Raw genomic sequence first — 26,188 nt, forward strand, 5'->3', positions numbered from 1 at the left:
AGAAATCGAAAGAAATAAAACTCGTATTATCGCCCCCGGGGGTGGACGAAAACCGGAGATATCTTCATGCATAAGGGATCTGCTTATGCCTAATTTATCTTAGACAAAAACCAATTTTTGAAATATTAGGTTTACTCTTTGACATTTCCAAAACAAAAGCTAATGACACATTTAATTATTGGGTATAAATTTTAAGAGAAGTTTTACCAGCTTCTCAAATAGAAGAAGTAGAAAAAGATAACAAAAAGTATCAATATTTACGTAAAATACTTGGTGAATACGAATTAATTGTAGATAGCGCAGAGCAAGCCATAGAAAGACCTATGGACTACCAAAACCAGAAACAATATTATTCTGGTAAGAAAAAAATGCACACTCTAAAAAATCAGTTTATTGTGCTGCCAAAGGGAGAAGATATTGTTGATGTATATGTTGGTAAATTAGGTAAAACAAGCGATATAGGTTTATTTCGAGAAACACGGCATAAATTCAATGTTGAACAAAAGTTTATTGGTGACAAAGCCGATATCGGAGATAATGCAATTACTACACCATATAAAAAACCAAAAAAATCAGAGATTTCACAACTACAAAAAGAAGAGAATAAACAATTATCTTCACGGAGAATTGGTGTCGAACACATGATGTGTCGAGTGAAAATATTTCGAGTAGCGAGTGAGAAATTTCGTTTATCTCGTCATCGCTATAATCAGGTAATAATGGCAGTATGTGGACTTGTGAGATTGCGACTTAATTGCTCATGGTTTTTATCTGTTGATAATTGAGTTTATCGGGGAGAGAATAAAATTTTACTCTTTCTATCTTTTCCTTGCTAACTGATAAATTAGCTTGATTAATTCCCCTAAAGCCTTATTGTTGCGTCTACAAAGCGCTTGCGATCGCAATCCATTAAAATCGCTAAAACCATTGTACAGCAAGCACTTCAGATTTACGGATAAGTCTAATCAGCATTTTGAAGAAATTGACGCATCGATTTAGCAATTGTAATCAGTAAGTTGCTCGCTTATGAACTAAAACAAAAAGTACTTCTGTGCCATTGGTAAAACTGTTGCAGGTTCACAAATCAGCAACTCACCATCTGCCCTGACTTGGTATGTTTCTGGATCTACTTCAATGTGGGGTAGTGCATCATTCAGCTTCATGTCACGCTTGCTCAATTGGCGTGTTCCAGAAACTGCTACTGCTGCCTTTTGTAAACCTAGCTGGCTAGGAATTTCGTTCTCTAAAGCTGATTGTGAAACAAAAGTTAATGATGTGGCATGACGCGCCCCTGCAAAACTACCAAACATTGGGCGCATATAAACTGGTTGCGGTGTGGGAATACTGGCGTTAGCATCGCCCATTTGTGACCATGCAATCATTCCACCTTTAATCACTATCTCTGGCTTAACGCCAAAAAACGCGGGATGCCACAAACATAAATCTGCTAATTTCCCCTCTTCCACTGAACCTACATATTGAGCAATTCCGTGAGCGATCGCAGGGTTAATTGTATACTTAGCAACATATCTTTTTGCCCGAAAATTATCTGCTTTTTGCTCGTCTCCCTGTGGGTTAAGAATTCCCCTCTGCACCTTCATTTTGTGAGATGTCTGCCAGGTGCGAATTATCACTTCGCCTACCCTTCCCATTGCCTGAGAGTCGGAGGAAATCATGCTAAATGCGCCTAAGTCGTGCAAAATATCTTCGGCGGCAATGGTTTCTCGGCGGATGCGAGACTCGGCAAAAGCGACATCTTCAGCGATCGCAGGATCGAGGTGATGGCATACCATCAACATATCGAGGTGTTCATCTAAGGTGTTGAGGGTGTAAGGGCGTGTGGGATTAGTGGAAGATGGTAAAACGTTGGCTTGACCGCAAACTTTGATGATATCTGGTGCGTGTCCGCCGCCTGCGCCTTCGGTGTGGTAAGTATGGATGACACGATTTTTGAAAGCTGCGATCGTATCTTCCACAAATCCGGCTTCGTTCAGGGTATCAGTATGAATCGCTACTTGCACATCATATTCATCGGCAACGCTGAGACAAGTATCAATTGCTGCGGGTGTGGTTCCCCAGTCTTCATGGAGTTTTAACCCCATTGCACCGGCGGCTACTTGTTCTACAAGTCCTTGGGGTTGACTGGCGTTACCTTTACCCAAAAATCCTAAGTTGACGGGAAAAGCATCAGCCGCTTGCAGCATCCGGTAAATATTCCAAGGGCCGGGGGTGCAGGTAGTGGCATTTGTACCCGTAGCTGGGCCAGTACCACCGCCAATCATGGTGGTAATCCCAGAAGCGATCGCAACTTCAATCTGTTGCGGGCAAATAAAATGAATATGGGCATCAATACCGCCAGCAGTGAGAATCATTCCTTCACCAGCTAAAGCTTCGGTTCCGGGGCCGATAATAATATCTACATTGTCTTGAATATAAGGATTTCCGGCTTTACCAATTTTGAAAATCTTGCCATCTTTAATACCTATATCCGCTTTGACGATTCCCCACCAATCGAGAATTAAGGCATTAGTAATTACTAAATCTACAGCACCATCAGCGTTAGAAATGGGGGATTGTCCCATTCCATCTCTGATAACTTTACCGCCGCCAAATTTCACTTCATCGCCATAGGTGGTGAAATCTTGTTCAACTTCAATAAATAATTCTGTGTCTGCAAGCCGGATGCGATCGCCTACTGTTGGGCCATAAGTTTCGGCGTAGGCGCGGCGATCCATTCTGTAACTCATAACTATTCCTCACAAACTGCGAATTTGGAATTTTTCAAACCTCATCTGAAAACCATTCCCTTCAGGTGAGGCACACATTACACCTACACTTACTGTTTCTGCTGGAGTCAAATAAGCGAGCCGCAGCATTGTATATTCAGTTCCATTCAAAGAGTATTCCACCTCTATTGCTGTGCCGCGTCGAGTTACACGCACCCAAATTGCAGACGGATTTTGCGGCATTGGAATAACAGACCAATCCGAGTAATTACGTGTTACTACTGCGCTAACTTGTTGCACGCCGTTGACAAATTCAATGCCACATTTCAACCAATTCAGCTTATCTAAACGTACCATCAGGCCCGCTTGATCGTATAAATCCTGATATTGTCCAGTGATTTTCACTTCGGCAACAAAGTCACCTTGAATCTTTTGATAAAAAAAGTGACCATTATCTCTAATAAAACCGTAGTGAGTTTCCCGCCAGAAATCTGTTTTTGCGCCGGAAGTGATAGCGATTGCTTCATCTTTAACTTCCCAAAGAGGCGGTTCATTGTACCATTCCATTTTCATAGCTACAGAGAACCGTTAATTTTGGCGTTGAAACCGTAGACTTGACGAGTACCAACGAGGGGGATTAGAGTTATTTCTTTTTCGTCGCCTGGTTCAAAGCGGACTGCGGTTCCGGCAGGGATATCGAGACGCATTCCTCTGGTTTGTTCTCTGTCAAAGTTTAAGGCGGTGTTAACTTCATAAAAGTGATAATGGGAACCTACTTGTATGGGACGATCGCCTGTATTTGAAACTTGTAATTTTATTGTTGGACGACCAACATTTAGTTCAATTTCACCTGCTAGTGTGATAATTTCCCCAGGAATCATAATAAATTCAAACTTACAAAATTAACGAATTGGATTATGTACTGTCACTAACTTTGTGCCATCAGGAAAAGTTGCTTCAACTTGCACATCATGTACCATTTCTGATATCCCTTCCATGACATCATCTCGCGTTAATAGCGTTGTACCATAACTCATTAATTCAGCTACAGTTTGCCCATCTCTCGCTCCTTCTAAGATGGCAGCAGAAATATAAGCAACTGCTTCAGGATAATTAAGTTTTAGCCCCCTTCCTTTCCGTCTTTCTGCTAATAAAGCAGCAGTAAAAATTAATAACTTATCTTTTTCCTGCGGCGTAAGTTGCATTATTATCTCCTCTGTGTTCTCTGCGCCTCTGCGGTAGCCTCCGGCAAGCCGCTACGCGTCTACGTTTAAACTTGCCAAACTCTTGGTATACAATTACCACGATTCAAAAAAGAAACTCGCAGCATCTGCCAAACATTAATAAACCAGTTTCTCACCTCAGAAGTAGAAGAACCGCGATATCGGCACAATAATCCATGTTGTAATCGGCTAGCACCCACTTCTCCTTCCCCATTCCATAAACTTCGTGTTTTTTCGACAATTTCTGCTGAAACTGCACCACCAACCCAAACTAGACTACCTACTATTGGTTTTCCAGCCAAGCCGTGGGGACTGTGGAAAATGTCTTCGCTACCGTGTAAGCATTGCCGATCAATCCATAAAGGAACGCCTTGCTGCCAAATTTCTGTGTGCGATCGCCATTCTCCAAGGTAAAATTTTTCTCCTCTAGCACTGCGACCAAACCGGGTAATTTCCCAGCCTAACCAACTGGCCCCGGTTGCTAATTCTACCCGTAAATCTTGCCGATAAATCGCGTCATTAAATAAAATTGTCTCTTGTGGCAACCACTCCAAACAAGCACCAGGATCAACTTGCATCTGGATGGTTTGCCTAGCTTGTAGCCCATTACTGCGATATATCTTACTTGCAGCAGCTGTAGTAATTAAGGCTTGGGCTTGGGGTTGGAGGTGGATGTTAGAGGATAAGCGATCGCCTCCTACCATTCCCCCAGCTGTATGTAAAATTACGCTATGACAAACTTTTTCCCCTTCTGGATAAAATGGGCGTTGTACCTTCAGGGGCGCTTGCTGGTGATTGTAAATTAACTGGGTTGCGCCCTGGCGATTGGCATAGACTAAATTAAGTTTTCCATGCCAACCTTCTGCTATTTGTGAGTTACAGGTCATTTATGAAGTAAACATTAAGTTTCAGGTGGATTACATTTCATTAATTCACTATGCCAGTGTTTGACCTGCAATTTATCATTTTATTTAAGAAACACCAGTCCACTATATAAATGAAAAGCTGAATCCCAATTAGTCTGTTCCCTGCGAAACAAATGAATATGTGACTTGATATGACCTAACATTTCTGTTTGGTCTAATGTTGTATCTGCAAATGATGTGAAATCTGACCAAATTTTAACTTGAGGTAGTTGCTGGTCAATCCAACTTGATAAACTATTCCAATTAATTCTGATTGTATTTTGGCTAGCTTGGGGAATGATTTTTAAACCTTGCTGGAATTCATAGCCGTTATCATAGAATCGGAGAATGCAACGTCTACCAGGTAAGTGTAAATCACAAAACTGAGCATAGTCTTGTGTTTGAGTTTTCCATTCCAGTTTACGGCGGGCATCAACATCTACAACTTGTTCAAAAATGGGCAATAGTCCCACTACTCTGGCTGTCACTTCTGACCAGTCAAAGGTGAGAGAACCGAGTTGATTTGTGTCATTACAGCAAACAACAGTAGCTTGTGGGGTAGATTCTTGAAAATGTTTGACTTGATAAACTTGAATTTGCTGAATTTGAGCTATTGTTGCCCAAAAGCAAGGAATACCAGCCTGCTGTAACTGTTTGCCGTAAAATTTTAGTTCTCCCACTTGTCCAGTACGGTACAATCTCCAGCCACGACTTGGCATTAATAGCCGTGCGCTATAGGGATCTAGCTGCATAATCTGGGCAAATTTTCGAGATGCGTCCGTTTTCATCTCGTTACTGAGTGGCTCTAAAACTAGTACGCCAAGTTCAGTGTTATTAGGTTCAGATTTTGCTTGGGAAATGGCTCTTTGTCTTTGTTCAATCTCAATTTCTTGCAGTCGTTGCAAACCTTGACGTGCTAGCGACACTATTTTGGTATTTGTCGTATCTTGCAGCAGTTGCCGATAAATTTTGTCCGCATCCTGATGCTTTCCAGATACTTCATGCAAGCGACCAAGATAAAATTGCACCCAAGGATTGTCTGGTGATTCTATTAGCAGCTGTTTGAGTAATTTGGCAGCTGTTTGATAGTCTTTATGGTCAAAGGCGATCGCAACTTGCTCAATCATCACTTACTTTAAATACAGGATGGAGTGATGTCTCGCGCAAAATCACTTTTGCGTGAGCTATAAATCATTTATACTTCACAACTTGCGGTAATTAAGGATAATGCTACTACTGGGGCTGTAACTGCTCTCAGAATGCGGCGACCAAGGGAAACAGGTTGAAATCCAGATGCGATCGCATTCTCAATTTCTTGTGTTGTCCATCCTCCCTCTGGGCCAGTAGCAATAACAATGGTTTCTTGTCCTTTGTCACTTGTCATACCCTGCGGGAAGGCGAAGCGCCTATGTCCTTTGGGCTGTAAGCAATGTTTTAAATGGGGAAACTCACCACGCGCTTCACAGATATATTGCTGACTGTTGGCAAATGACAAATGACCAATGACTAATGACAAACCCGTATTAAAAGCAACAGGCTCTAAAATTGTTGGCACAAAAGAGCGCTCTGATTGTTCGGCGGCTTCCGCAGCGATGCGCCGCCAGCGTTCGAGCTTTTGAGGACTAGGATCAAGCAAAGTGCGATCGCTCAATACTGGTGCAATACAAGTGACTCCCAACTCTGTACAACACCGCACAACTTCATCAAATCCATTGCCTTTGGGTAACGCCACCATCAAGGTAATTGATACAGGTAATTCAGTTTCCACCAAAAGCGATTCTAAAACCTGTGCTTGCTCCCCTGCTAGCTGTGCTAACCACCATTTTCCTTTACCATCCATTGCAATAAAGCGATCGCCTTCACGCAAGCGCAATACACGCCCCAAATAATGTTGTTGTTCTTTGGTGAGTAAAATTTGCCCTTGTTGAAATTGGGAGGGTGCGATCGCAATTCTTTGCAGTTGAGACATCGGTTTGAGGCTTTTAGTTAATAAACACCAGTTTTTGTTACTTGAGTTTCGGTCATTCGTAAATAAAATTACTGTAAAAATATATCTTAGTCTTTTAATTTTTAAGAATTGTTTAGGAAAATCCTTGTATAAGCAATTTTCAGTATTTAATACTTTCACATATCGTAATTAAATCCTTATGATTGAGTTAGTTTGATGGCTATATCAAGTTTAGTGAAAAATTTCTCCCTAGCTACTGTAGGAGCCTTGGCTACGAGTTTAGTAGCGATTCAGCAAGCTTCTGCAAGTCCTCTTATGAATGGAGATTTTGAAACTGGAGACCTTACTGGGTGGACAACTTTTACTACACCTAATGGTACGTTAGGACCGGGTTTTCCAAACGTTATTTCCTTTGATACAAATAATGATGGTATTTCAAGCAACAGCGCTCGGTTTCGCGTAGGTGAAGTTAATTTTACTAATCAGTACGCAGGAGGCGGCATTTTTCAAAACGTCAATCTCTCGGCGGGAGATTTGACGATCTCTGCTGACATAGCATCCGTACTTGAGGAAAGGACTAATGCAAGCGGAGGTAAGGTTGAGTTACTTTTCGATAATATTATTTTAGATACTTATGACTTTCTTGATATTGATGCTAATATCCCAGAATTCAGTTTCCTTCTAAGTAGTTTGTCTAATATTACTGCTGGAACACATGAAATTCGGTTCTTATTTACACGTCCTGCTCTACAAGACGGCCGCATACAGACACCAGTACAATACATAGATAATATTGTGATTTCTGGAAGTGCCACAAAATCTGTCCCCGAAACTACTTCGATGTTAGGTCTGCTAGCAGTCGGTGCAGTGAGTCTAGGTTCTATTATGAAGCGCCAAAAGCAACAAAAAGTTACGGGTAAGGCATAGATTCATATTTGTAAGTTATTCACGACATCTCTTAATTAATGGGGAGGCTAAAAAATATTGCCTCCCCTTAACTGAATCCTATTTGGTAATAAATAATAGGGTAGACGTGAGGATATTATTTACGGAAGATTCTGGAAGTAAACCTCTAGCGCTTCAGTCACTAACTGAGTCATCGGCTTACCTTGGCTTTCTGCTACTTCCTTTAACTTGCCATAAACTTCTTCTTTTAAATTTACCCGATGGCGCGATTTGTTTGCACCATTGGCTGTTTGGGGATCGTAGCTAGCTGCAAATTCGCGGATGGCATCAAAACCAACGCGATCGCAAAAATCACCAAAGCTTTCCTTTGATTTCCGAGATTTCTTAAAGTAAACAAAAATCGGCTCTAAGAAACTTTCTAAATCATTATGATGCAGCTTTTCTGTGTAAGGTTGCGCCAATCGAGTCTGATTTGGCGAACCCCCTAACCATAACTGGTAAGATTCTGGAGCGCTACCAACAAAGGCCAATTCAGCCAAGTAGGGACGAGCGCAACCGTTAGGGCATCCTGTCATCCTTACCACAAAATGTTCTTTTTGTAAACCTAATTTATCCAATAGAGCGCGAACCCGCTCTAAAATGCCTGGTATTGCCCGTTCTGATTCCGTGATTGCCAAACCACAAGTGGGTAAAGCCGGACAAGCCATTGCATACCGCACTAAAGGTTCGATTTTACTGGGTTCATCTCCGACACCGTGACGGCTGAGAATGTCTTGAATAGCTTCCTTGCTATCTGGTTCGATATCGTAAAAAATCACGTTTTGGTTCGATGTCAGGCGGATGGGTAAGTTGAACTGTTCGACAATTTCCCGCAAGGCGGTTTTCAGTTGAAACGAACCTTCATCCTTGACTCGACCATTGTCAATGGAAATTCCTAAGAAGAGCTTCCCATCTCCTTGTTCATTCCAGCCGAGGAAGTCGTGGAATTTAAACTCTGGCAGTGGTTTGAAGGCTTCGATTGATTTACCGAAATATTCTTCAACTTGGGCACGGAATTTATCTAAACCCCAATCGTTGATTAGATATTTTAATCTGGCGTGACGACGGTCGGTGCGATCGCCATAATCTCTCTGAGTAGCAACAATCGCTTTTACAATGTCGTAGACATCATCCTTTGCCACATAACCAATGGGGTCTGCTAACCTAGCGAAAGTTTCTTCTTTACCGTGGGTTCTGCCTAAGCCACCACCAGCAAAAATATTAAATCCTTCTAATTGCTTCTTCTTATTGGTAATTACTACCAAAGTCAGGTCTTGGGAATACAAATCCACCGAATTATCCCCTGGCACCGTCACGCAAATTTTAAACTTGCGGGGCATGTAATGTGTGCCATAAATCGGTTCTTCGTTGTCATGGATAATTGTGCCATTCCCGTTGCGCTGTCGCGCTGCCTTCACCTCTGGGTCTTCTTCAGCACTAATTGCCTTTTCACCATCTAGCCAAATTTCATAATAAGCACCCGTCTGTGCTGACAATAAGTCGGCAATATTCTGAGCATACTCCCAAGAATACTGATACTCTGGGCGATTCTTAAAGGGGGCTGGTGGTGCCATGACGTTGCGGTTGATGTCACCGCAAGCTCCCAAAGTTGAACCCAGATTCTTGACAATGGTGGCGATCGCTGATTTCAGATTCTTCTTTAAAATACCGTGCAGTTGGAAACCTTGACGGGTAGTTGCTCGTAACGTGTGGTTGCCATACTCATCGGCTATTTTATCTAAAGCCAGATACAGCTGCGGCGGTACTAAACCACCAGGATTTTTTGTCCGCAGCATAAACTGGTAATCTTTTTCCTGTCCCTTAGTGCGGTTGTCGCGGTTATCCTGCTGATAAGAACCGTGAAACTTCAAAAGCTGCACCGCATTTTCAGTAAAATGGGTAGTATCTTGAAGAATTTCAGTTGCTACAGGTTCACGCAAAAAATTACTATTTTCCTTGATTCCTTCTACTTTGGAAGGCTTACGGCTAGCGATTGGGGAAGGAGCAGATTTAACCATTAGACTTGTATAGTATTCTCAATAAAGCATTACGTAGACACCGAATCAGCACCCTTCGGCTACTTGATCCCCGGTAATCCGGCCGGAATAATGAGGAATGATTTAATTTTACCACGGCAAAAGCCGGCTTTGTCAGTGATGTAACACTTAACAAAACCAGCTTTTGGGAGTAGTGAGTTTTGTTAGCGGTAGCGGGGCGTTTAACCCGTGCTAAGTCCTGAGTACTTAAGTAAAGTATAGAGTGACCGAGGACTCAATAATTTTTTATTTGAAGCGATAGCCAAGACCGCCATTGATGGTGACAGCAGAAGCATCGCTATTTTGGTAGGCACCAAGTCCGACTTTAGCGTTAGTGTAGACAAGGAAATTGTTAGCAACTTCCGATTCAACACCAGCACCTAGCACTACTGAATCTCTGTTACCTATAGGAGTTGGTGAGCCATCTTTTTCTACAAAAGAATAACCGCCAGTTAAATAAGCGTTAGTTTTATTAGCGATAGGCACATCCACAGAAAGTTCTGGGATGATAGCACTTGTCTTATCACTCCAGAGAACATTACCACGTACAGAAAATGGCGTAGTTCCTAATTTCACGCGACCTGTAACATTACCACCAAATGTAGCAGCATCATTGATACCTTCTCCGCCGCTAGTAACGCCAGCTGCAACACCAGCACCAACATAACTAGCATCAGTACCCTTTTTGATTTCAGCAGAAGCTTGACCAGCTGATAGAAATAGAGGAGCAACTATTAAAGAAGACAATGCAGAAAATGTCACGAAAGACTTGAGTAAGCGTTTCATAATTTTTATCAAAATTTTTATTTTTTACTTGTATATTCCCAGTCGAAAATCATTTAACAATGTTCCAAATGTTTCCCAGTTTTTATTAAATAAATGTTGCTAATGATGCATAAGAGTTACAGGCTAAGTATCCCAGCCAATCATAAATAAGCTGTTATAATTACATTCAATGTCTTTTCATCTGGGTTCTTTGTTCCAAAAATAGACGCTTTTAAAACTGTCACAATAATTGGAACTCAAACTATGTCGGAATAGTGTAAATAAAATATCCGACTAACATTTTTTGCCGAGCTTTTCACAGAGGATGAAAAACTCGGCTGTAGCATCTGTTGCAACAACCTATAGAGGGAATCTATAAAGTTAATTTTGAGCAGTTATTGTGGAGATTGAATAATGCTAACCGGTGCAAAAACGTTGTCTGGTTTGATGGGTTTATGTGTCGGTGATGCGTTGGGTGTGCCAGTGGAGTTTACTAGCCGTGCTGAACGAGTAAAATCTCCAGTGACAACGATGCAGGGTTATGGCACATGGAATCAACCACCAGGAACTTGGTCAGATGATAGTTCGTTAAGCTTTTGCCTAGCAGAATGCCTTTGTAGGGGGTATTCGTTGGATGCCATAGCCAATTCCTTCTGGCGCTGGTACAAGGAGGCTTACTGGACTCCCCGTGGCGATGTCTTTGATATTGGTCAAACTACCCACACAGCAATTATGCGTCTGAAACAGGGAGTTGTTCCCCATCAGGCGGGTGGGAAGGTTGAAAATAGTAATGGCAATGGTTCGTTGATGAGAATCTTGCCGATGGCTTATTGTCACCGAAACTTAACTTTAGGCGAATTGCTAGCGCGGGTGCATGATGTTTCAGCGATTACCCATGCTCATGCGCGATCGCAAATGTCCTGTGGAATTTATATTAGTATTGCAGTGGCGCTCCTAGAAGGGGCTGACCCCCAAACAGCTTATCTACAAGCATTGCAAGATATCCAAACAATTTATTCTGTCCGAGAATTTTTGTTAGAAAAGCCTCACTTTGGCAGAATTTTTAGTGGTGAGATTGCCAAGTTACCAGTTGAAGAGATTAATTCTGGTGGCTATGTGATTGATACTTTGGAGTCATCCCTGTGGTGTTTATTAAATAGTTCGTCTTATTCTGAGGCGGTGCTGAAAGCTGTCAACTTAGGCGGAGATGCCGATACTACTGCCGCCGTCACTGGTGGATTAGCGGGAATTTATTATGGGGTGGAAAATATTCCTCAAAAATGGATGAACCAAATTGCCCGTAGACAGGACATTATTTATTTGGCAGAGCGTTTTGCAAGGGCTGTCTACAGTTGAAGGGACTGGGGACTGGGTGAGAAGACAAAGGGAATAACCAATGCTCAATGCCTAATACCCAATGCCCAATACCTAATCCTAAACCGTAGACAAAGAATAGACCTGACCATCAATCAGCAATCGTGTGATGCCTTTAGCTTGCAGATGAGTCCGAGCCTTATGGAGCATTTTACTATCAGGAACTTTAATTACGCGATCACGCTTGGTAGAAAAGCGCTTGGCGACGCGATGATTATCAAATACCGGCAGAGTTCTTTGCTGAGTTTCCAGGCTGGGAATTTGTCCCAAATCACCAAAGTCCTTGAGGGGTCGGGTAATTAATTCCGAGGAACGGTCAATTACCAAATAACAAGTTTTCGGCAAATTGGCTATCGACAGAGGTAAAACTTGAACTGATGCTTCACCTGGTCTTCTTTTTGTGACTAAAGGTCTTTCGTCATCCAGTTCATCATCATCAAAGTCTTCTTCCTCAAAGTCGTCATCCTCTAAATCATCATCTTCTAAATCATCCAAATCCTCCGATTCATCTAGCAAATCTTCGCCTAGCATCTGCGCGATGACAGCCGCTCCTGGATGTTTATCCTTTAGCGGTGGAATGGAGATGCTGACTATTTCCGGCGGCTTTTGCTCTGGAGTTTCTAATTTCTCTGTAACTCGGAGCTTCGGTTTTTCTGCCGCCGAGGGGCGACGGCGCACCCGTCTACTAGCAGCGAGTGATTCTGCCGTTTCCTCTGAGTAAACTTCCGGCTCTACACGAATTACCCGACGTGGCTGCGGCTCAACCTTTGTCACTTCCAACGGTGGGCTTTCGATGGGTGGAACTTCTATCTCCGGCTCCGGTTGAGTCAGCAATGGTAACTGCTCATAGCTTACCTGCGCCCTGCCTTCAGGAGTTCTCGCAGCCCGCTTTAAAGAGACTAAGTATTCATACTCATCCTCTGGCAAAGTGCTTTTGAGCAGGCGACTAATTGTCGAGTTACTCACACCATAGCGTTCTGCCAAAGTTGAGGTTGTTTCGGCAGTCTCTCGATATAACTTAAGAATTTCTTGCTTGTCAGAGTCTGTTAGTTTTCTCACGGTAGATACCAAAAATCTTTACTAAGCTCGTTTACGTCCACTGGTACGCCGCGTTCGTCTTAGTGATGCGTCATATTCTAAGACAGCGCCCATGCCAAATAACACCCCACTAAACACCCAAAACACTTCTAATATCTCCCCACTTTGATAGTTGGGGCCTTGGGCGTATTTAAACCACATATCTGCAATGTAAAGCGAAAAGGCCGCTGCTGCAATCATTCGCCAAGACTGGGAAACTCTTCCCCCCCAAAAGGCTAGTAGCAGAGTGGTAGCAATAATTAACAGAACTACATCGCTAACTACGTAAAACCAATTCAAAATAGCGACTAGCAGTTCTGAGGGTGTTTCCTGTTGCATAGAAATCCACCATGCCAACAAACTACCGAATACTGCAATTGCTAACACAATTAGCCACTGCCATTTTTCCAGATTGATTCGCCTGGAAGCCACAGCTAAAATCATGCCTGCGCCAAGTAATAGATAAGTGAGTACAAAAAATATATCGCCTACAGACACATCTGGTTCATCTTTTAACACTATTTCGGTATATCCGAAAATTATCCCCCCAACGAAATAGGAAAGCATACCTAACCCAATTAAGAGCCAGACATTTCGCCCACTGACGATTTGTGGACTCAGCCAGTTCCTCAAGCATAAGATACTGGCACCCAAATAAGCTAAAGCTTCAAAAATATTTGTACCAATCACATACCACTCGGCCCGGCTTTCTATGCCATCAGCTCCGGGAACTTTGGCACTAAACAACAAAAAGTATAGCAGTGCTAGTACGGCCCAGCCAATATTAGCTAAGACAATGTTCTGAGTATTGAAAATGGATTTAGAAAGGAACGAATTCTCGTAAGAGTTATTCATAGGAATTGACTATGTAGATGCACTCTGGCAGTATTTTGAGTTAAAGGACTGTATATGTAGCAGTGTGTCTGCCAGATAATACACAATCGGACACCAAAAGCAAGTACCAGTGGCAGGAATTTTGTTAAAATTTTCCATGCTACTGCCACAGTTTACCCAGTGGCGATTGATTTAGCCAACTGATAAATAGCAATCGCTCGGCTTCTGGCATATCTTCTAGCTTATAAATCACTTGTTTGGTAAAATTGCCATTGCCAAAATATGCTTTTCCTAATCGATGCAGTTCTTGTAATAAAGTAACTACATGATTTTCCTGCCAATCAGGTATTTTGGCGGTTGGCAAAGGATTGGTAGATACCAAATATTTAACTGCTTCTAGGGAAGATGCTTGAGGAAATTGCTTTTGCTTTAATACTTCCGCAATATCTTTTTCAAATAATGCAGCTTGTTTAGCACCTAAAAACTCTTCAATGTCGATAGAAACACCCTGTAACAGCAAAATACTGGCTTGGACTAAAATCGCCGTTTTGCCATGACCACCTGTATCACTATCCAGCTGCTCTAAACGGATTTTACCCCAGACGCTAAAGCGTTCGGGTTCCTCCAGCAAAACACAGGCTTTACCCCGGTTATCCGTTAATTCTCTCCATAAGGCTCTAGCTTCTTCTTCTTGACTAGCTTTGAAAACACTAATCAAGCGAAAAGTCTGCCCTTGATAATTGAGGATCGGCACCTGCTGATCCTTTTTTGGGTGCTGAATGCTTGATATTTCAACATCCTGCCGTTTGAGAATAAACATGGCACTAGCAAATAACTCCTCACAGGGGCACTCTTAATATGGAATATATAATGGCATTTGGCAGTATCGCCAAGGCTGAAATTACCTAGCGTACTGTGAAAATGGGCCTAGCGATCGCCAGATTCTTCCCGAAGGTAGCCACCCAGAGGGCATTGGCGTTAACAGGCAAATAACCCCTTGACAACTCAATATATCTAAACCGATACTCCATCTGTTTCGTTTTTGGTGTAAATTGACTAGCTAGCGACTAGCATCTTAGCCTTGCTAGTGGTAAATCTGCAATTTTTGATTGCTTCTTGGTAAGTAAAGACGATATAATAGTCTAGGTGACTCCTTCTGGAGCCATTATTTTGTTTTGGGCGCGTAGCTCAGTGGATAGAGCAATTGCCTTCTAAGCAATCGGTCGCAGGTTCGAACCCTGCCGCGCTCGTTTTAACTCAATATGAACCCTCAAGCGGTGTGAAGTGATATGATGATTTCCACGTTTGAGGGTTCGTTATTGCTGCATCATACCAAGAACAAAGGTGATATAGCGTTTCCTAGTCTAGTGAGGTACAGTAACAACAATGAGTAAACCAGCCTTCGATATCTTTTAAAGATACTTTATTGAAAGCTTCTTCAACGGCTTTCGCTAAATCTGGATAATTTCTGGCACCGATAGAACGTAGTATGTTCTTGATTTTAGACCAGCAATTTTCAATTGGTGAAAAATCTGGGGAGTAAGGCGGTAAATAAATGAGCTTTGCTCCTGCTGCTTGGATTAGTGCTTCAATCTCTTTACCTTTATGAATTGAGCAATTATCCATGACCACATAAGCTCCTTCCCAGAGTTTTGGAACTAATATTTGAGAGATAAATGCCTCAAATGTGAGTCCATCTGTTGCACCAATCAGACTAATTTGGGTAATTATACCTCTAAAACCGATAGCACCAATCAAGGAGACATTTTTCCTCGCTTAATAGGACGTTCACCTCGCGCTTGCTTTCCTTTGGGCGCACGGGCAAATAGTCTTACTAAAGATAAATTTATGCCGGATTCATCAATAAAGATAAGATTTTTAGCTAGAATTCCTTGAACTTTTTGCCAAAATTCTACTCTTAATGATTGAACTCGGTCACTCTCTTTCTCGGTTGGGTATAGTGTTTTTTTTGAGATTTAGGTTAAGAAGACGCAGCATCCTATCTAGAGTTGAGCGACCAATCAAGACTCCCGTTTTCTGTTCTAACAGCAGACGAAGTTCATCCAAGGTTGCATCATTATTATCTGACACAATTGACGACAAAACGTTTAACTCTTCCTGCGAGAGCTTTCTTGGTGTTTGTTGTGTGCGAATCTTGGGCGAAATACTCCCAGTCTTTCGATATTGTTTCAGTAATTTTTCAACAAGACTTAGAGGCTGTTTGAAAAGTCGGAGAGATGGTAAAAAAGCTCTTTCAGTATACGTTGTGAATAGATAGTAGACAGCACCGAGAGAGCAACATGAGTAAAGCATACCCCAGCAATCTGACCCATGTTCAATATGAATTTCTCAGTGGTATGATTCCAGAACAAAAACCCGGTGGTCGGAAGCGTGAAGTTGATATGTGGGAAGTTCTGAACGCAATTTTTTATGTCCTAGTAGAAGGAGTTAGATAGCGATGCCTACGGCGGGCTACGCCTACGCTACCGGGTGACTTTCCCGTCTGGCAAACGGTATACAACTATTTTCGTAAATGGCGCAAAGACGGAACGTGGTTGAAAATTCACGATAGTCTGCGTCAGTGGACAAGGATTGAGCAGGAGCGCCATCGAAGCCCTATCTACCTTGCTATGATCCGGATCATGGTAAGACGATTAGCATCCCACCTTCGCGCACCAAAAAAGACAAGAAGGATACTAAAACGTACTCATCCTTCCAAACGATCCCATGTTTCTACAGCTAAAATTCTATCCCAAAAATAATACCTAAAAACAGACACCTTGAAAGGGCTGATCCTAAAATATATGAGAGGTTGCAAAATGTATTGTGAAATCAGTATTTTAAAAATGCCTAAAAACCAAGCTAAAAACATATTTAATAGAGGAAGAAGGTTTAGGAAATAATTATTGAGCCTACACCTTCTTCCTAAATCAAGTTCAGCCTATTCTAAAGTCTTTTTTACTTCATCTTTGATATTTTCAGCAGTGTGACGAACTTGGGCTTCAGCTTGTTTAGCTTTACCTTCAGCTTTATCATTAGGGTTGCCAGTTACTTCACCAACAACTTCTTGTACTTTTCCTTCGACGTTCTTTGCAAAAGCCTTTGCTCTATCTTCGATACTCATATACTTTTTTCCTTATCTTAACTAGTGATTATTTATTGCTTGCTAAGAAAGCGTTGCAATGTTTATATATTACTTTTAGACAAGTTTTAATTCTTCTACCTGACGATGTTTTTATGAAGAATATTTGTGTCCATTGTACATAGTTATTTAAAGGTTAAATTCATCTTGAAGAATTCAAATAATGTCCAAAAGATAGAAAGGATTTATTCTATTGTTCTATCTTGAGAGAAAATTATTTGCTACTTTAGCTAGATAATGATGCAGATGTCTACCCTAAATTAGCGGTTAAGAAATACTCAGAATGTGAAAACCACAACTTGAGTTAGCAGTATTGCTGCACAAACAAGTAATTTATTATACTTTAAGCGCTTATAAACATCTGGCACAACAAAATAGTTGAGATATAAGAAAATATTCTAATACTGCTTACTTAAAGGGAAAAGGAGCGGAAGACCTGATATATAAGGTTTTTCCCTTTTAAGCTTTTCCCTTACTCCCAAAACTCGATGTTCCAAAAAAGTGGTGTTGTCACAAATCTTAAGCGGAAAGAAACATAATTTTTCAAATTTTAACTGAAGAGTAGTTTAGCTAGTGCAAGAAAGCAGAGAGAAGTCTGTAGATTTTTCTGCGACTTTCCGCAGGGTACGAAACTTCAAAGAGACAGCAGGAAAGAAAGCTTGATTTACAAGCTTTTGTTACCTTTTTAAACTGGATAGTTATTTATGCCATACCGCACTAGTAAAACTTGTAACTAATTTCTCACTAAAGACAGCAGGAACAAGTGTTTACGTTTATTTCTATTTATCAAGGTATTTATTATGCAATCAAATTCTACTACTCAACCAACTTCTAACTCCCAATATGTAGATTCTCGGATGCAAACTGATGTATCTGTTAACATTTTCATCGGATTTTCTATTTTGATTACAATGATTGTGTTTGTAGGATTTAATATCTATAAGAAACACCGTGCGGCTGTTCTCAGTAAGCAAATTGCTTCATTAGAAAAACTGTGGCTTTTGAATATTAAGAAAAAAAGAGCTTGAAGAAAAACAATATAGACAATGAAGTACTTATTTATAATTTGGGTGCTTATACTCTCTTTAATCGCTCCTAATGCGGCGATCGCTCAAGCAAGACAACCCTACACCTTAATATCTGGACTTGGCGCAATCCACCATCCAGTTTCCACTACTAATGCTCACGCGCAAGAGTTTTTCGATCAGGGATTAAATTTAATTTACGCTTTCAACCATGATGAGGCGGTGCGTTCTTTTCAACACGCAGCCAAACTCGATCCGCATTTAGCGATCGCATATTGGGGTATTGCTCTGGCTCTAGGCCCTAATATTAACTTAGAAATCGATCCCAATCGAGAATTAGCTGCTTACCAAGCGGTACAGCAAGCTTTGGCACTTTCCACCAAAGCATCTAACCAGGAACGAGACTACATTACCGCCTTAGCAAAACGTTACTCCCAAGATCCTGGTGCAGACTTGTATCAACTAGCGGTAGACTACGCAAAAGCAATGGCAACCCTAGTTGAGCTATATCCTGATGATTTAGATGCAGCAACGCTTTATGCTGAAAGCTTGATGGATCTGCATCCGTGGCAGCACTGGACTAAAGATGGTAAGCCACAGCCAGATACAGAAAAAATTGTGGCTATTTTAGAATCTGTTCTCAAACGTAACCCGAATCATACGGGGGCCAATCATTACTATATCCATGCGGTGGAAGCCTCGCCTTCCCCAGAAAGGGCCCTTGTCAGTGCCAAAAGACTAGGAACCCTTGCGCCAGCAGCAGGACACTTAGTACACATGCCTTCCCATATTTACTTTCGTGTGGGAGATTATGAAGGGGCAATGCAGGCAAACAAGCAGGCGATCGCTCAAGATGATATTTACATCAAAAAATATCAAGTCCAGGGTACTTACCCCATGATGTACTACAACCACAACGTACATTTCCTCATGGTGGCCAGCAGCATGGCAGGAAAATATGAAGATGCTCTCCAAGCCGCAGATAAATTAGTCGCAAATGCTACTGCTATAAACCCTTGTATACCAATGCTTGAGGGATTTCTGGGCAGCAAAATGCTGATTCAGACACGCTTTAGTGATTGGGATGCCATCTTAAAAACTCCTGCTCCCGATGTTAAATTGCCTACTACTACAGCACTTTGGCATTTTGCTCGCGGTATGGCTATGGCTGCCACAGGCAAACTTGAAGAGGCAGCAAGTGAAAGTCGGGCATTACTTACCGCCAAGCAGGAAATTTCTACCGAAGCAACTATCGGATTAAGCCCCGCCAGTCGCATTTTAGACATTGCTTCAAAAGTTCTCGATGCCAAAATTGCTACAAAAAATAATGATTATGAATATGCCATTCAATTACTAGAAAAAGCGACAGTAGCAGAAGATGCACTCGATTACGTCGAACCACCAGACTGGTACTTTCCCACGCGGGAATCTTTGGGCGCTGTACTTTTGGCTAAGGGTGATTATAAAGAGGCGGAGAAAGTCTTTCGTACCGATCTAGAAAAGTATCCCCATAATGGGCGTTCTCTATTTGGTTTACAGGCAACTTTGCAGGCATTGGGGAAAGAAGACGCTGCTCAAATTGTCAAAGCCGACTTGCAAACAGCTTGGAAAGGTCAAACAATTTGGAATTTTAGATTTTAGATTGGCCCCATACCTAGCAGGTTATCCAAAGAAGTATAGTCCGAAATAGCCTTTATTTGTTGCTTGACTTTGGCTTTCGTATTAAAATTTTGGAGTAATGCTTCATGGTTAATGCAGTCAAACATTCAATTCGGATATTCTAAAGATGTGCCCCTGTATGTCTGATTTCCTTGATCACCCTACACAATTAATCTTCTTCCATTTCCAACCCTTTCTTGTGTTGGGCTGTACTTAGGGTAGCTGGGGCAGGCGATCGCGTAAATGCGATCGTATCACTGGTTAACTATCTACTGGATGCAGAGAGATGGCTCGTATGTCATCCTAGATTTAGGAGAGTTAATTCAGTGACGTCTTTGATTTTAGTATTGAAAGGCTTTTCCTTTTAGTATTTACAGACTTCTCAGAGAAATTAAAATCTCTACACAGTGATGATTTTGGAGCGAATCGATGTCAATTTACGTAGGTAACCTCTCTTATGACGTTACACAAGAAGATTTAAGTGGTATTTTTGCAGAATATGGTACTGTAAAGCGAGTACAAGTACCTACTGACCGTGAAACAGGTCGTCCGCGAGGCTTTGCTTTTGTGGAAATGGGAACTGAAGCGGAAGAAACAGCTGCCATTGAAGCTCTCGACGGTGCTGAGTGGATGGGTCGCGACCTGAAAGTAAATAAGGCTAAACCCAAGGAAGATAGAGGTGATAGAGGTTCCTTTGGTGGAAACCGAGGAGGATACGGCGGTGGCGGCGGACGCGGCGGACGCTACTAAACTTTGGAAACAAAAAAAATTTACCAATAGTCTTAAGGTCAGACAAACAACAGTCTGTCTTTTTTTTGTAATGTTCCCGCCTGATTAAGTCAACTTAGTAGGAGAAATAATGACCCAAGTAATTGTCGGTGACAATGAACACATTGAATCAGCCTTACGACGATTTAAGCGAGAAGTTTCCAAGGCTGGAATTTTTCCAGACATGAGAAAGCATCGTCATTTTGAAACACCCTTAGAAAAACGCAAGCGCAAAGAAGTCGCCAAGCACAGACAGAGTAAGAGAAGTTTTCGTAATTAAGGGCTGACATAGCGATAAAAGAAAACCTTCATAGATTCTATGAGGGTTTTCCTTTTGCCTATTTAAAAATCAGGAAACCTCAATAAACGCTAAAATCAAGTCAGCCTTTGTATTGTAGCGGTTGTGTCCCACATCACTCAGAGTGCGGTTCACTGCATAAATCCTGATTGTCAACGTCCTTATCCCCAACCTTGGGGAAACAAATTTTGCAACAGCTGTGGCGCACCGCTAGAGTTGTTAGACCGCTATGTTCCACTTCAGCCATTAGGTTCGGGAGGATTTGCTCAAATTTACACGGTTTGGGATGAAAAAACTCAAACCGAGAAAGTGCTGAAAGTGTTGGTAGAAGATTCACCAAAGGCACTGGAATTATTTACCCAAGAGGCGGCAGTTTTATCTAGTTTGCAGCATCCAGGTGTGCCCGCAGTCGATGCTGAAGGGTATTTTCAGGTACAACTGTTTAACCCCAAGCCGCACCAACTACCTTGTCTGGTAATGGAAAAAATCAATGGACGGACTTTAGAGGAGATATTAAAAAAGTTTCCCCAAGGATGTCCAGAGAAGTTGGTTGTCAACTGGTTTGCCCAAACTGTAGAGATTTTACAAGAATTACACAAACGTCAAATTATTCATCGGGATATTAAACCTTCTAATTTAATGCTGGGCACATCTTCGCCCACTGTCAGCCTACCTCAAGGGCAAATAGAAGGCGATCGCCTGGTACTAATTGATTTTGGTGGGGCAAAGCAATTTAGCCCCTCTAAGCTGCGTTCTCAGTCGAGTTCCACCCGATTATTTTCTTCTGGTTACAGTCCACCAGAACAAGTGAGTGGAAGTATTGTCGGGCCAAGTGCCGATTTTTATGCCCTTGGTCGAACGGTGATTGAACTGCTAACAGGCAAATACCCACTAGAGTTGGAAGATCAACAAACAGGGAAATTGCGCTGGCGTAGTGCGGCGAATGTCAACCCTCAACTAGCAGATTTACTAGATGAGATGGTGCAGGAGGATGTGCGATCGCGTCCAGTAAATGCAGCTATGATTCAAAAACGGTTGGCGAAGATTTCTCAACCATTACCGCCGCCGGGATTATTTGCCCAACTGCAAGATCGGGGGAAGCTTGCTTCAACGCAAGTTTCCCAGAGATTTACACTGCTAATCCAAGCTATTGAACAAGTTTTAGCTAACTTTAGCCAAGCTGTAACTAAAACCGTAATTTTTATCGCTCAGACAATCATCAAAATTTTCCAAGCTTGTTTGGCGACGATTTGGGCGATGATTTTGGCTTATGTTGGCGCTTGTTTTGGTGCGATCGCAGGTTTTATTTTGGCATATCACACCAACCTGGGGCGTTGGGTTGTGGAATCTATTTCGAGTCAGCTAAACCAATTAATCCCAAATACTCAAACCGTCTTCGGGGCAGATCTTTTGGTATTCATCGCCGCAGGCTGGGGAACCGCTTGGGGACTGACAGTATCTGGGTGTTTTGGTCAACGGCGGCGCTTTTTAGTAGCATCGCTGATGGGTATGATTAGCTATGGCTTTGGCTGGTTCATTTTGCAATTAATCACACCAAAAGACAGTGGCGAGGGCTTAGTGGCAGTGATTTTAGTAGCAGCTTGCCTACTCACATTAAGCTTAGGTCTTCGCAGCCATCACATAGTGTACGCCGTGTTAGCTGCCTTTGGTAGTGCGATCGCCTACGCATTTTTGATTCTTTTGAGGTTAGCACCACCGATCTTCCAATTTACTAGTCAACCAGCCTGGTCAGAGTTACAGTTACCTCTGATTTTTTTTGGTTCTCTAGGCTTCTTTATCAGCTTCTGGTTAGGAGTGAGTTACTACCTAATTGTCCCTGGATTGCGCCTTTTAGGGTGGCGGTGAAGGAGGCAGGGGGCAGGAGGCAGGGAGCAGGGGGCAAGGGGGCAGGGGACAAGAGGTGAGAACTTGAAACAAGTCTTTCCCCTTGTCCCCAATTCTCCTTGTCCCCAAGTCCTCTTCCCAATTCCCCATTCCCAATTAATTCCCAATGCCCAAAAACAAGATCCCCCTAGTCGTATTTTTCATCGAGCTAGGGGGATCACATATATGGTAGTCTATAAAAGGTTCGGTATAGTTCCTTACGAATCGATTCTATAGCCTATATTTCAGTTTGGGTAGTATTACGACTAGAATTTATAGTATTTTTACAGCTTCTTAATGAATGCTTCATCCCTGTTCTTCCCTAGAGAAGCGGTATATGTAAGTATGACAGTACGCAATGTGCGTAACTTGTCATTTTTGTAGATATCTGTAAAAAATATGAAATTTAAGATTGTTGCTACCGTCGTTTTGTTAGCTTGTTTTGGGTTTGCAGAGCAGGCCCTGGCGTTAAATCAACTAGATTTAGATCAGTTGAAGGCAACAAATGCCTGTCCCAGGTGTAGTTTGAATGGTGCTGACCTAACTCAACTGAATCTAACTGGAGCAAATTTGCGAGGGGCTGACTTGAGTGGTGCAACATTATCTAAAGCTAATCTTACCAATGCCGATCTCACTGGTGCAAATTTAGAAGGTGCGATTCTGAATTCGGTCAATCTTATAGGTGCTTCCTTAACCGGAGCAAATTTGAAATCAGCATCTCTAGAAAACGCTGATTTATCTTATGCCGGTTTCATCAGTGCCAATTTGGAAGCAGCAAACTTAAAAGATGCTAAATTGCAGTTTACTAACTTTCGGGGAGCTAACTTCCGACTAACAACTATGGCGAATGGTGTCGTCACCTCCGATAAGCCCTATGGTTGGTCTTTAGAACGTCAAAATCCCAGAGAATGTAACGAGTTTAAACCCGAAAATACTCTAGGCACAACCTGTTATTCAAAATAAATGGGGAATTGGGAATTGAGAATGGGGAATGGGGAATGGGGCATTGGTTATTAATTAATCTCCCTCTCCTCCCTGACCCCTGCCTTCTGCCTCCTGCCCCCAGCCCCTTCACCTATCCTGGTATAGCAAAAGCATTTTGTTTGTTAATGGTTCTTTATCATGGGAAAAAAGCTTGTAGATTAATTGAATCGATGCTTACCCATATTAAAGACTTAGCAACAAAACTAGCGCCTCGCTTGATTGAAATTCGCCGCCACATCCACTCTCATCCAGAACTCAGTGGTCAAGAGTACCAAACAGCAGCCTTCGTAGCTGGTGTTTTGTCTTCCAGTGGTTTGCACGTACAAGAGGGAGTTGGCAAGACGGGCGTAGTTGGAGAACTCCAAGGCACTGGTCAAAATGACCGTTTATTGGCAATTCGCACCGATATGGATGCCTTGCCAATTCAAGAGGGCACAAATTTGGAATATGCCTCTCGCGCAGAGGGTGTTATGCACGCTTGTGGTCACGATGTTCATACCACCGTGGGGTTAGGAACAGCGATGGTTCTATCCCAAATGGCAGAGGAATTGGGTGGGAAAGTGCGGTTTCTATTTCAACCAGCCGAAGAAATTGCTCAAGGGGCAACCTGGATGGTGAAAGATGGGGCGATGAAAAACGTCTCAGCTGTCTTAGGGGTTCATGTTTTCCCTTCTATACCCGCAGGATCTATTGGCGTGCGTTACGGGGCTTTAACAGCAGCCGCAGATGATTTAGAAATTCTAATTATGGGAGAATCTGGACATGGGGCGCGTCCTCATGAGGCCATTGATGCAATTTGGATTGCTTGCCAAGTGATTACCGCATTGCAACAAGCCATCAGCCGAACGCAGAACCCTTTGCGTCCTGTAGTATTGAGTATCGGGAAGATTAATGGTGGCAGAGCGCCGAATATAATTGCTGATAAAGTGCAATTATTGGGAACCGTGCGATCGCTCCATCCCGAAACTCGCGCCCATCTCCCGAACTGGATTGAAAACATTGTATCTAGTGTTTGCCAGACCTACGGAGCAAACTATCAAGTCAATTATCGCCAGGGTGTACCCAGCGTTCAAAATGATTATGCCTTGACACAATTGTTACAATCAGCCGCAGAAGAAGCGTGGAGTAGCGATCGCGTTCAAGTTTTACCCGAACCTTCCCTTGGTGCTGAAGATTTCTCTATGTATTTGGAACACGCCCCTGGTTCCATGTTTCGTTTGGGTGTCGGCTACAAAGAAAGAATCATTAACCACCCATTACACCATCCCCAATTTGAAGTCGATGAATCTGCCATTATCACTGGGGTTGTAACTATGGCATACACCGCTTATAAATACTGTCAGCAAAATTTTTAAACAAAAGCTCCCAGCACATGAGGACTGGGAGCTTTTGTTTAATTAACCTTGTTTAGCTGATATAGAAAGCTCGAAATCATCCTACACATTCGATTCGCTAACAACACCTAACTTTTGTTGAATTCGGGTCTTAGCGGCTTTGAATTCAGTAGCCAGTTGTTCACTTTGATCGCTGCTCAAGTTGTTACGAATAGCAGCAAACATTGTGCTTTCTTCTTGACGAATGTGGTCGCCAACAGCTTCCATAAGCTGTCTAACTTGATTTTTGAATTCAGATGAAGAAGGGCTGATAGCCTTAATTTGCTCTAACACCCGCTTCATCTCCGCTTGCTCGTCAAACAGTTCTTGGGTGTTATCTTGACCGTAGAAAGGACGTACTCTTGGATAGACTACTTCCTCTTCAGCTTCAGCGTGGGCAGTTAAATCCTTGTAAATTTGACCAAAGTACTCTTGAATCTTTTGTGGATTGTTACTTTGTAGTAATTCGGTGAACAAGGTATTTACTTTGTTGTGATCGAGACGAAGGGCATCTTGAATATTCAGATCCTTTTTGTCGCTGGTTTGGGTGACAGCGCTACCTACTACACCACTGACCGCGGCCATAGCGTCTTGAACACGTGCCCATATTCCTTGATCTGCATCTTGTCCAGTGAGTTCGCGGACACCAAGGATTTCTAAAATACCTTTGAGTTGCTCTTGATGAGCGCGGTTTTCAAAGTTAATGGTATTCAAAGGTGCGATCGCTAACAACACATCAGCACCAACTTTTTGAGCAGCCTTGTGAACTATCAAGCCACTCATTACTAGTTGATGCTTCAGCAATTCATGCTGAGATACTTTTTCATACAGGCTCAACTCAGAACCTTTGAACAATTCGCGAGCTTTTTCAATGAATTGTGTAACATTTTTTTTGGGTTCAGCCTGAATCCCATACTGACCAATTACAGTTTCGAGAACGCCAAGATTTTTTTCATCATCTTTGAGGAAATTTCGGATGCGATCAGCAACTTCGGCATCGAGTCCTTCTCTCAAAAGCGATTGTTCATTTTCGATAACCAACTGTTGAAGTGCTTTGATACTCGCCAATTTCACAGCAATAGCATTGCGTTTCGTATCATCTAAAGTAGCTACCATCCGTAGTTCTCCTCGGCAAAGTGTTCGTAGTTATTACTGATATAACCTTGACACATAGCTTAGAGAGATTCCCTCTTTCTTTTGAGTGATAGCTTTCGCAACGGTG

Annotated in this window: 27 protein-coding genes, 1 tRNA gene and 1 pseudogene; 13 read left to right on the plus strand and 16 right to left on the minus strand. The window is 42.3% G+C overall.

Features of this window, described 5'->3' with window-relative positions:
* Positions 1–122 precede the first annotated feature (122 nt).
* Both ACFFRD_RS25000 and ACFFRD_RS25005 read left to right on the plus strand, forming a co-directional pair.
* Entirely contained in the window at positions 123–188 is a 66-nt protein-coding gene (locus tag ACFFRD_RS25000) for a hypothetical protein (protein WP_392483162.1), read from the plus strand.
* Between the two features lie 135 nt (positions 189–323).
* Positions 324–785 carry a transposase family protein gene (locus tag ACFFRD_RS25005; protein WP_392478149.1) on the plus strand — a complete coding sequence of 154 codons (462 nt, stop codon included), beginning with the start codon at positions 324–326 and terminating at the stop codon, positions 783–785.
* 246 nt (positions 786–1,031) lie between these two features.
* Here ACFFRD_RS25005 and ureC read toward each other — a convergent pair whose 3' ends face one another.
* The 7 genes from ureC to ACFFRD_RS25040 form a co-directional block, all read right to left on the minus strand.
* Positions 1,032–2,747, minus strand: a complete 1,716-nt coding sequence (ureC, locus tag ACFFRD_RS25010; RefSeq protein WP_392478151.1) for an urease subunit alpha — start codon at positions 2,745–2,747, stop codon at positions 1,032–1,034.
* 9 nt (positions 2,748–2,756) lie between these two features.
* Positions 2,757–3,293 carry a DUF1349 domain-containing protein gene (locus ACFFRD_RS25015; RefSeq protein WP_392478153.1) on the minus strand — a complete coding sequence of 179 codons (537 nt, stop codon included), beginning with the start codon at positions 3,291–3,293 and terminating at the stop codon, positions 2,757–2,759.
* A gap of 8 nt (positions 3,294–3,301) precedes the next feature.
* Entirely contained in the window at positions 3,302–3,607 is a 306-nt protein-coding gene (locus ACFFRD_RS25020; protein WP_392478154.1) for an urease subunit beta, read from the minus strand.
* Between the two features lie 21 nt (positions 3,608–3,628).
* Positions 3,629–3,931: an urease subunit gamma gene (gene ureA / locus ACFFRD_RS25025; RefSeq protein WP_292700464.1), complete on the minus strand. Its 303-nt coding sequence runs from the start codon at positions 3,929–3,931 to the stop codon at positions 3,629–3,631.
* Between the two features lie 65 nt (positions 3,932–3,996).
* A complete protein-coding gene (locus tag ACFFRD_RS25030) occupies positions 3,997–4,836 on the minus strand; it encodes an urease accessory protein UreD (RefSeq protein WP_392478156.1) in 840 nt (279 codons plus the stop codon).
* Between the two features lie 80 nt (positions 4,837–4,916).
* Positions 4,917–5,981, minus strand: a complete 1,065-nt coding sequence (locus tag ACFFRD_RS25035; protein ID WP_392478158.1) for a tol-pal system YbgF family protein — start codon at positions 5,979–5,981, stop codon at positions 4,917–4,919.
* A gap of 68 nt (positions 5,982–6,049) precedes the next feature.
* Positions 6,050–6,823: a 16S rRNA (uracil(1498)-N(3))-methyltransferase gene (locus tag ACFFRD_RS25040; protein WP_392478160.1), complete on the minus strand. Its 774-nt coding sequence runs from the start codon at positions 6,821–6,823 to the stop codon at positions 6,050–6,052.
* Between the two features lie 195 nt (positions 6,824–7,018).
* On the opposite strand from ACFFRD_RS25040, the gene ACFFRD_RS25045 reads away from it, so the two are divergent.
* Positions 7,019–7,729, plus strand: coding sequence for a hypothetical protein (locus tag ACFFRD_RS25045; RefSeq protein ID WP_392478162.1), 711 nt, complete (start codon positions 7,019–7,021; stop codon positions 7,727–7,729).
* Positions 7,730–7,848: 119 nt separating this feature from the next.
* Here the strand turns inward: ACFFRD_RS25045 and sir are convergent, their stop codons facing one another.
* Entirely contained in the window at positions 7,849–9,765 is a 1,917-nt protein-coding gene (gene sir, locus ACFFRD_RS25050) for a sulfite reductase, ferredoxin dependent (RefSeq protein ID WP_392478163.1), read from the minus strand.
* Positions 9,766–10,029: 264 nt separating this feature from the next.
* Entirely contained in the window at positions 10,030–10,569 is a 540-nt protein-coding gene (locus ACFFRD_RS25055; RefSeq protein WP_392478164.1) for an outer membrane beta-barrel protein, read from the minus strand.
* A 393-nt stretch (positions 10,570–10,962) separates the two neighbouring features.
* On the opposite strand from ACFFRD_RS25055, the gene ACFFRD_RS25060 reads away from it, so the two are divergent.
* Entirely contained in the window at positions 10,963–11,904 is a 942-nt protein-coding gene (locus tag ACFFRD_RS25060) for an ADP-ribosylglycohydrolase family protein (protein ID WP_012407577.1), read from the plus strand.
* 78 nt (positions 11,905–11,982) lie between these two features.
* Here ACFFRD_RS25060 and ACFFRD_RS25065 read toward each other — a convergent pair whose 3' ends face one another.
* The 3 genes from ACFFRD_RS25065 to ACFFRD_RS25075 all read right to left on the minus strand — a co-directional run bounded on the left by ACFFRD_RS25065 (position 11,983) and on the right by ACFFRD_RS25075 (position 14,653).
* A complete protein-coding gene (locus ACFFRD_RS25065) occupies positions 11,983–12,981 on the minus strand; it encodes a transposase (protein WP_147262571.1) in 999 nt (332 codons plus the stop codon).
* Between the two features lie 21 nt (positions 12,982–13,002).
* Positions 13,003–13,854, minus strand: a complete 852-nt coding sequence (locus tag ACFFRD_RS25070) for a hypothetical protein (protein WP_012407575.1) — start codon at positions 13,852–13,854, stop codon at positions 13,003–13,005.
* 139 nt (positions 13,855–13,993) lie between these two features.
* The gene (locus ACFFRD_RS25075; protein WP_114085157.1) at positions 13,994–14,653 is read right to left on the minus strand and encodes an Npun_F0813 family protein; all 660 of its coding nucleotides are present in this window, start codon (positions 14,651–14,653) and stop codon (positions 13,994–13,996) included.
* A gap of 357 nt (positions 14,654–15,010) precedes the next feature.
* On the opposite strand from ACFFRD_RS25075, the gene ACFFRD_RS25080 reads away from it, so the two are divergent.
* Positions 15,011–15,083: transfer RNA gene (locus ACFFRD_RS25080), tRNA-Arg, on the plus strand.
* Between the two features lie 109 nt (positions 15,084–15,192).
* Here ACFFRD_RS25080 and ACFFRD_RS25085 read toward each other — a convergent pair.
* Both ACFFRD_RS25085 and ACFFRD_RS25090 read right to left on the minus strand, forming a co-directional pair.
* Positions 15,193–15,591, minus strand: a complete 399-nt coding sequence (locus ACFFRD_RS25085; protein WP_392478166.1) for a transposase — start codon at positions 15,589–15,591, stop codon at positions 15,193–15,195.
* 177 nt (positions 15,592–15,768) lie between these two features.
* Positions 15,769–15,924: a hypothetical protein gene (locus tag ACFFRD_RS25090; protein ID WP_392478167.1), complete on the minus strand. Its 156-nt coding sequence runs from the start codon at positions 15,922–15,924 to the stop codon at positions 15,769–15,771.
* A 209-nt stretch (positions 15,925–16,133) separates the two neighbouring features.
* Here ACFFRD_RS25090 and ACFFRD_RS25095 point away from each other — a divergent pair.
* Positions 16,134–16,451 (plus strand): annotated as a pseudogene (locus ACFFRD_RS25095) (transposase); the annotation flags it as partial.
* Between the two features lie 323 nt (positions 16,452–16,774).
* Here ACFFRD_RS25095 and ACFFRD_RS25100 read toward each other — a convergent pair.
* Positions 16,775–16,957, minus strand: a complete 183-nt coding sequence (locus ACFFRD_RS25100) for a CsbD family protein (RefSeq protein WP_174710102.1) — start codon at positions 16,955–16,957, stop codon at positions 16,775–16,777.
* Positions 16,958–17,775: 818 nt separating this feature from the next.
* Between ACFFRD_RS25100 and ACFFRD_RS25105 the strand changes: the two genes are divergently transcribed.
* From ACFFRD_RS25105 to ACFFRD_RS25135, 7 genes are all read left to right on the plus strand, one after another.
* On the plus strand, positions 17,776–18,003 hold the full coding sequence (locus ACFFRD_RS25105) for a hypothetical protein (RefSeq protein ID WP_392478168.1): 228 nt from the start codon (positions 17,776–17,778) through the stop codon (positions 18,001–18,003).
* Positions 18,004–18,021: 18 nt separating this feature from the next.
* A complete protein-coding gene (locus tag ACFFRD_RS25110; protein ID WP_392478169.1) occupies positions 18,022–19,641 on the plus strand; it encodes a tetratricopeptide repeat protein in 1,620 nt (539 codons plus the stop codon).
* A gap of 447 nt (positions 19,642–20,088) precedes the next feature.
* Positions 20,089–20,409 carry an RNA-binding protein gene (locus ACFFRD_RS25115; protein ID WP_012407715.1) on the plus strand — a complete coding sequence of 107 codons (321 nt, stop codon included), beginning with the start codon at positions 20,089–20,091 and terminating at the stop codon, positions 20,407–20,409.
* A 109-nt stretch (positions 20,410–20,518) separates the two neighbouring features.
* Complete coding sequence (rpsU, locus tag ACFFRD_RS25120; RefSeq protein WP_012407716.1) at positions 20,519–20,707, plus strand: 30S ribosomal protein S21; 189 nt, start codon at positions 20,519–20,521, stop codon at positions 20,705–20,707.
* A 123-nt stretch (positions 20,708–20,830) separates the two neighbouring features.
* A complete protein-coding gene (locus ACFFRD_RS25125; protein WP_392478171.1) occupies positions 20,831–22,591 on the plus strand; it encodes a serine/threonine protein kinase in 1,761 nt (586 codons plus the stop codon).
* A gap of 417 nt (positions 22,592–23,008) precedes the next feature.
* Positions 23,009–23,572 (plus strand): pentapeptide repeat-containing protein, encoded by a 564-nt coding sequence (locus ACFFRD_RS25130; protein ID WP_114085149.1) that lies wholly within the window; start codon positions 23,009–23,011, stop codon positions 23,570–23,572.
* A gap of 191 nt (positions 23,573–23,763) precedes the next feature.
* Positions 23,764–24,948 (plus strand): M20 family metallopeptidase, encoded by a 1,185-nt coding sequence (locus tag ACFFRD_RS25135; RefSeq protein ID WP_392483163.1) that lies wholly within the window; start codon positions 23,764–23,766, stop codon positions 24,946–24,948.
* Between the two features lie 81 nt (positions 24,949–25,029).
* On the opposite strand, the gene ACFFRD_RS25140 is transcribed toward ACFFRD_RS25135, so the two are convergent.
* Positions 25,030–26,082 (minus strand): hemerythrin domain-containing protein, encoded by a 1,053-nt coding sequence (locus ACFFRD_RS25140; protein WP_392478173.1) that lies wholly within the window; start codon positions 26,080–26,082, stop codon positions 25,030–25,032.
* Positions 26,083–26,188: the final 106 nt, after the last annotated feature.

Origin of the sequence: Nostoc sp. C110, from assembly GCF_043099725.1 — a bacterium.
GTDB classification, from domain to species: domain Bacteria; phylum Cyanobacteriota; class Cyanobacteriia; order Cyanobacteriales; family Nostocaceae; genus Nostoc; species Nostoc muscorum_A.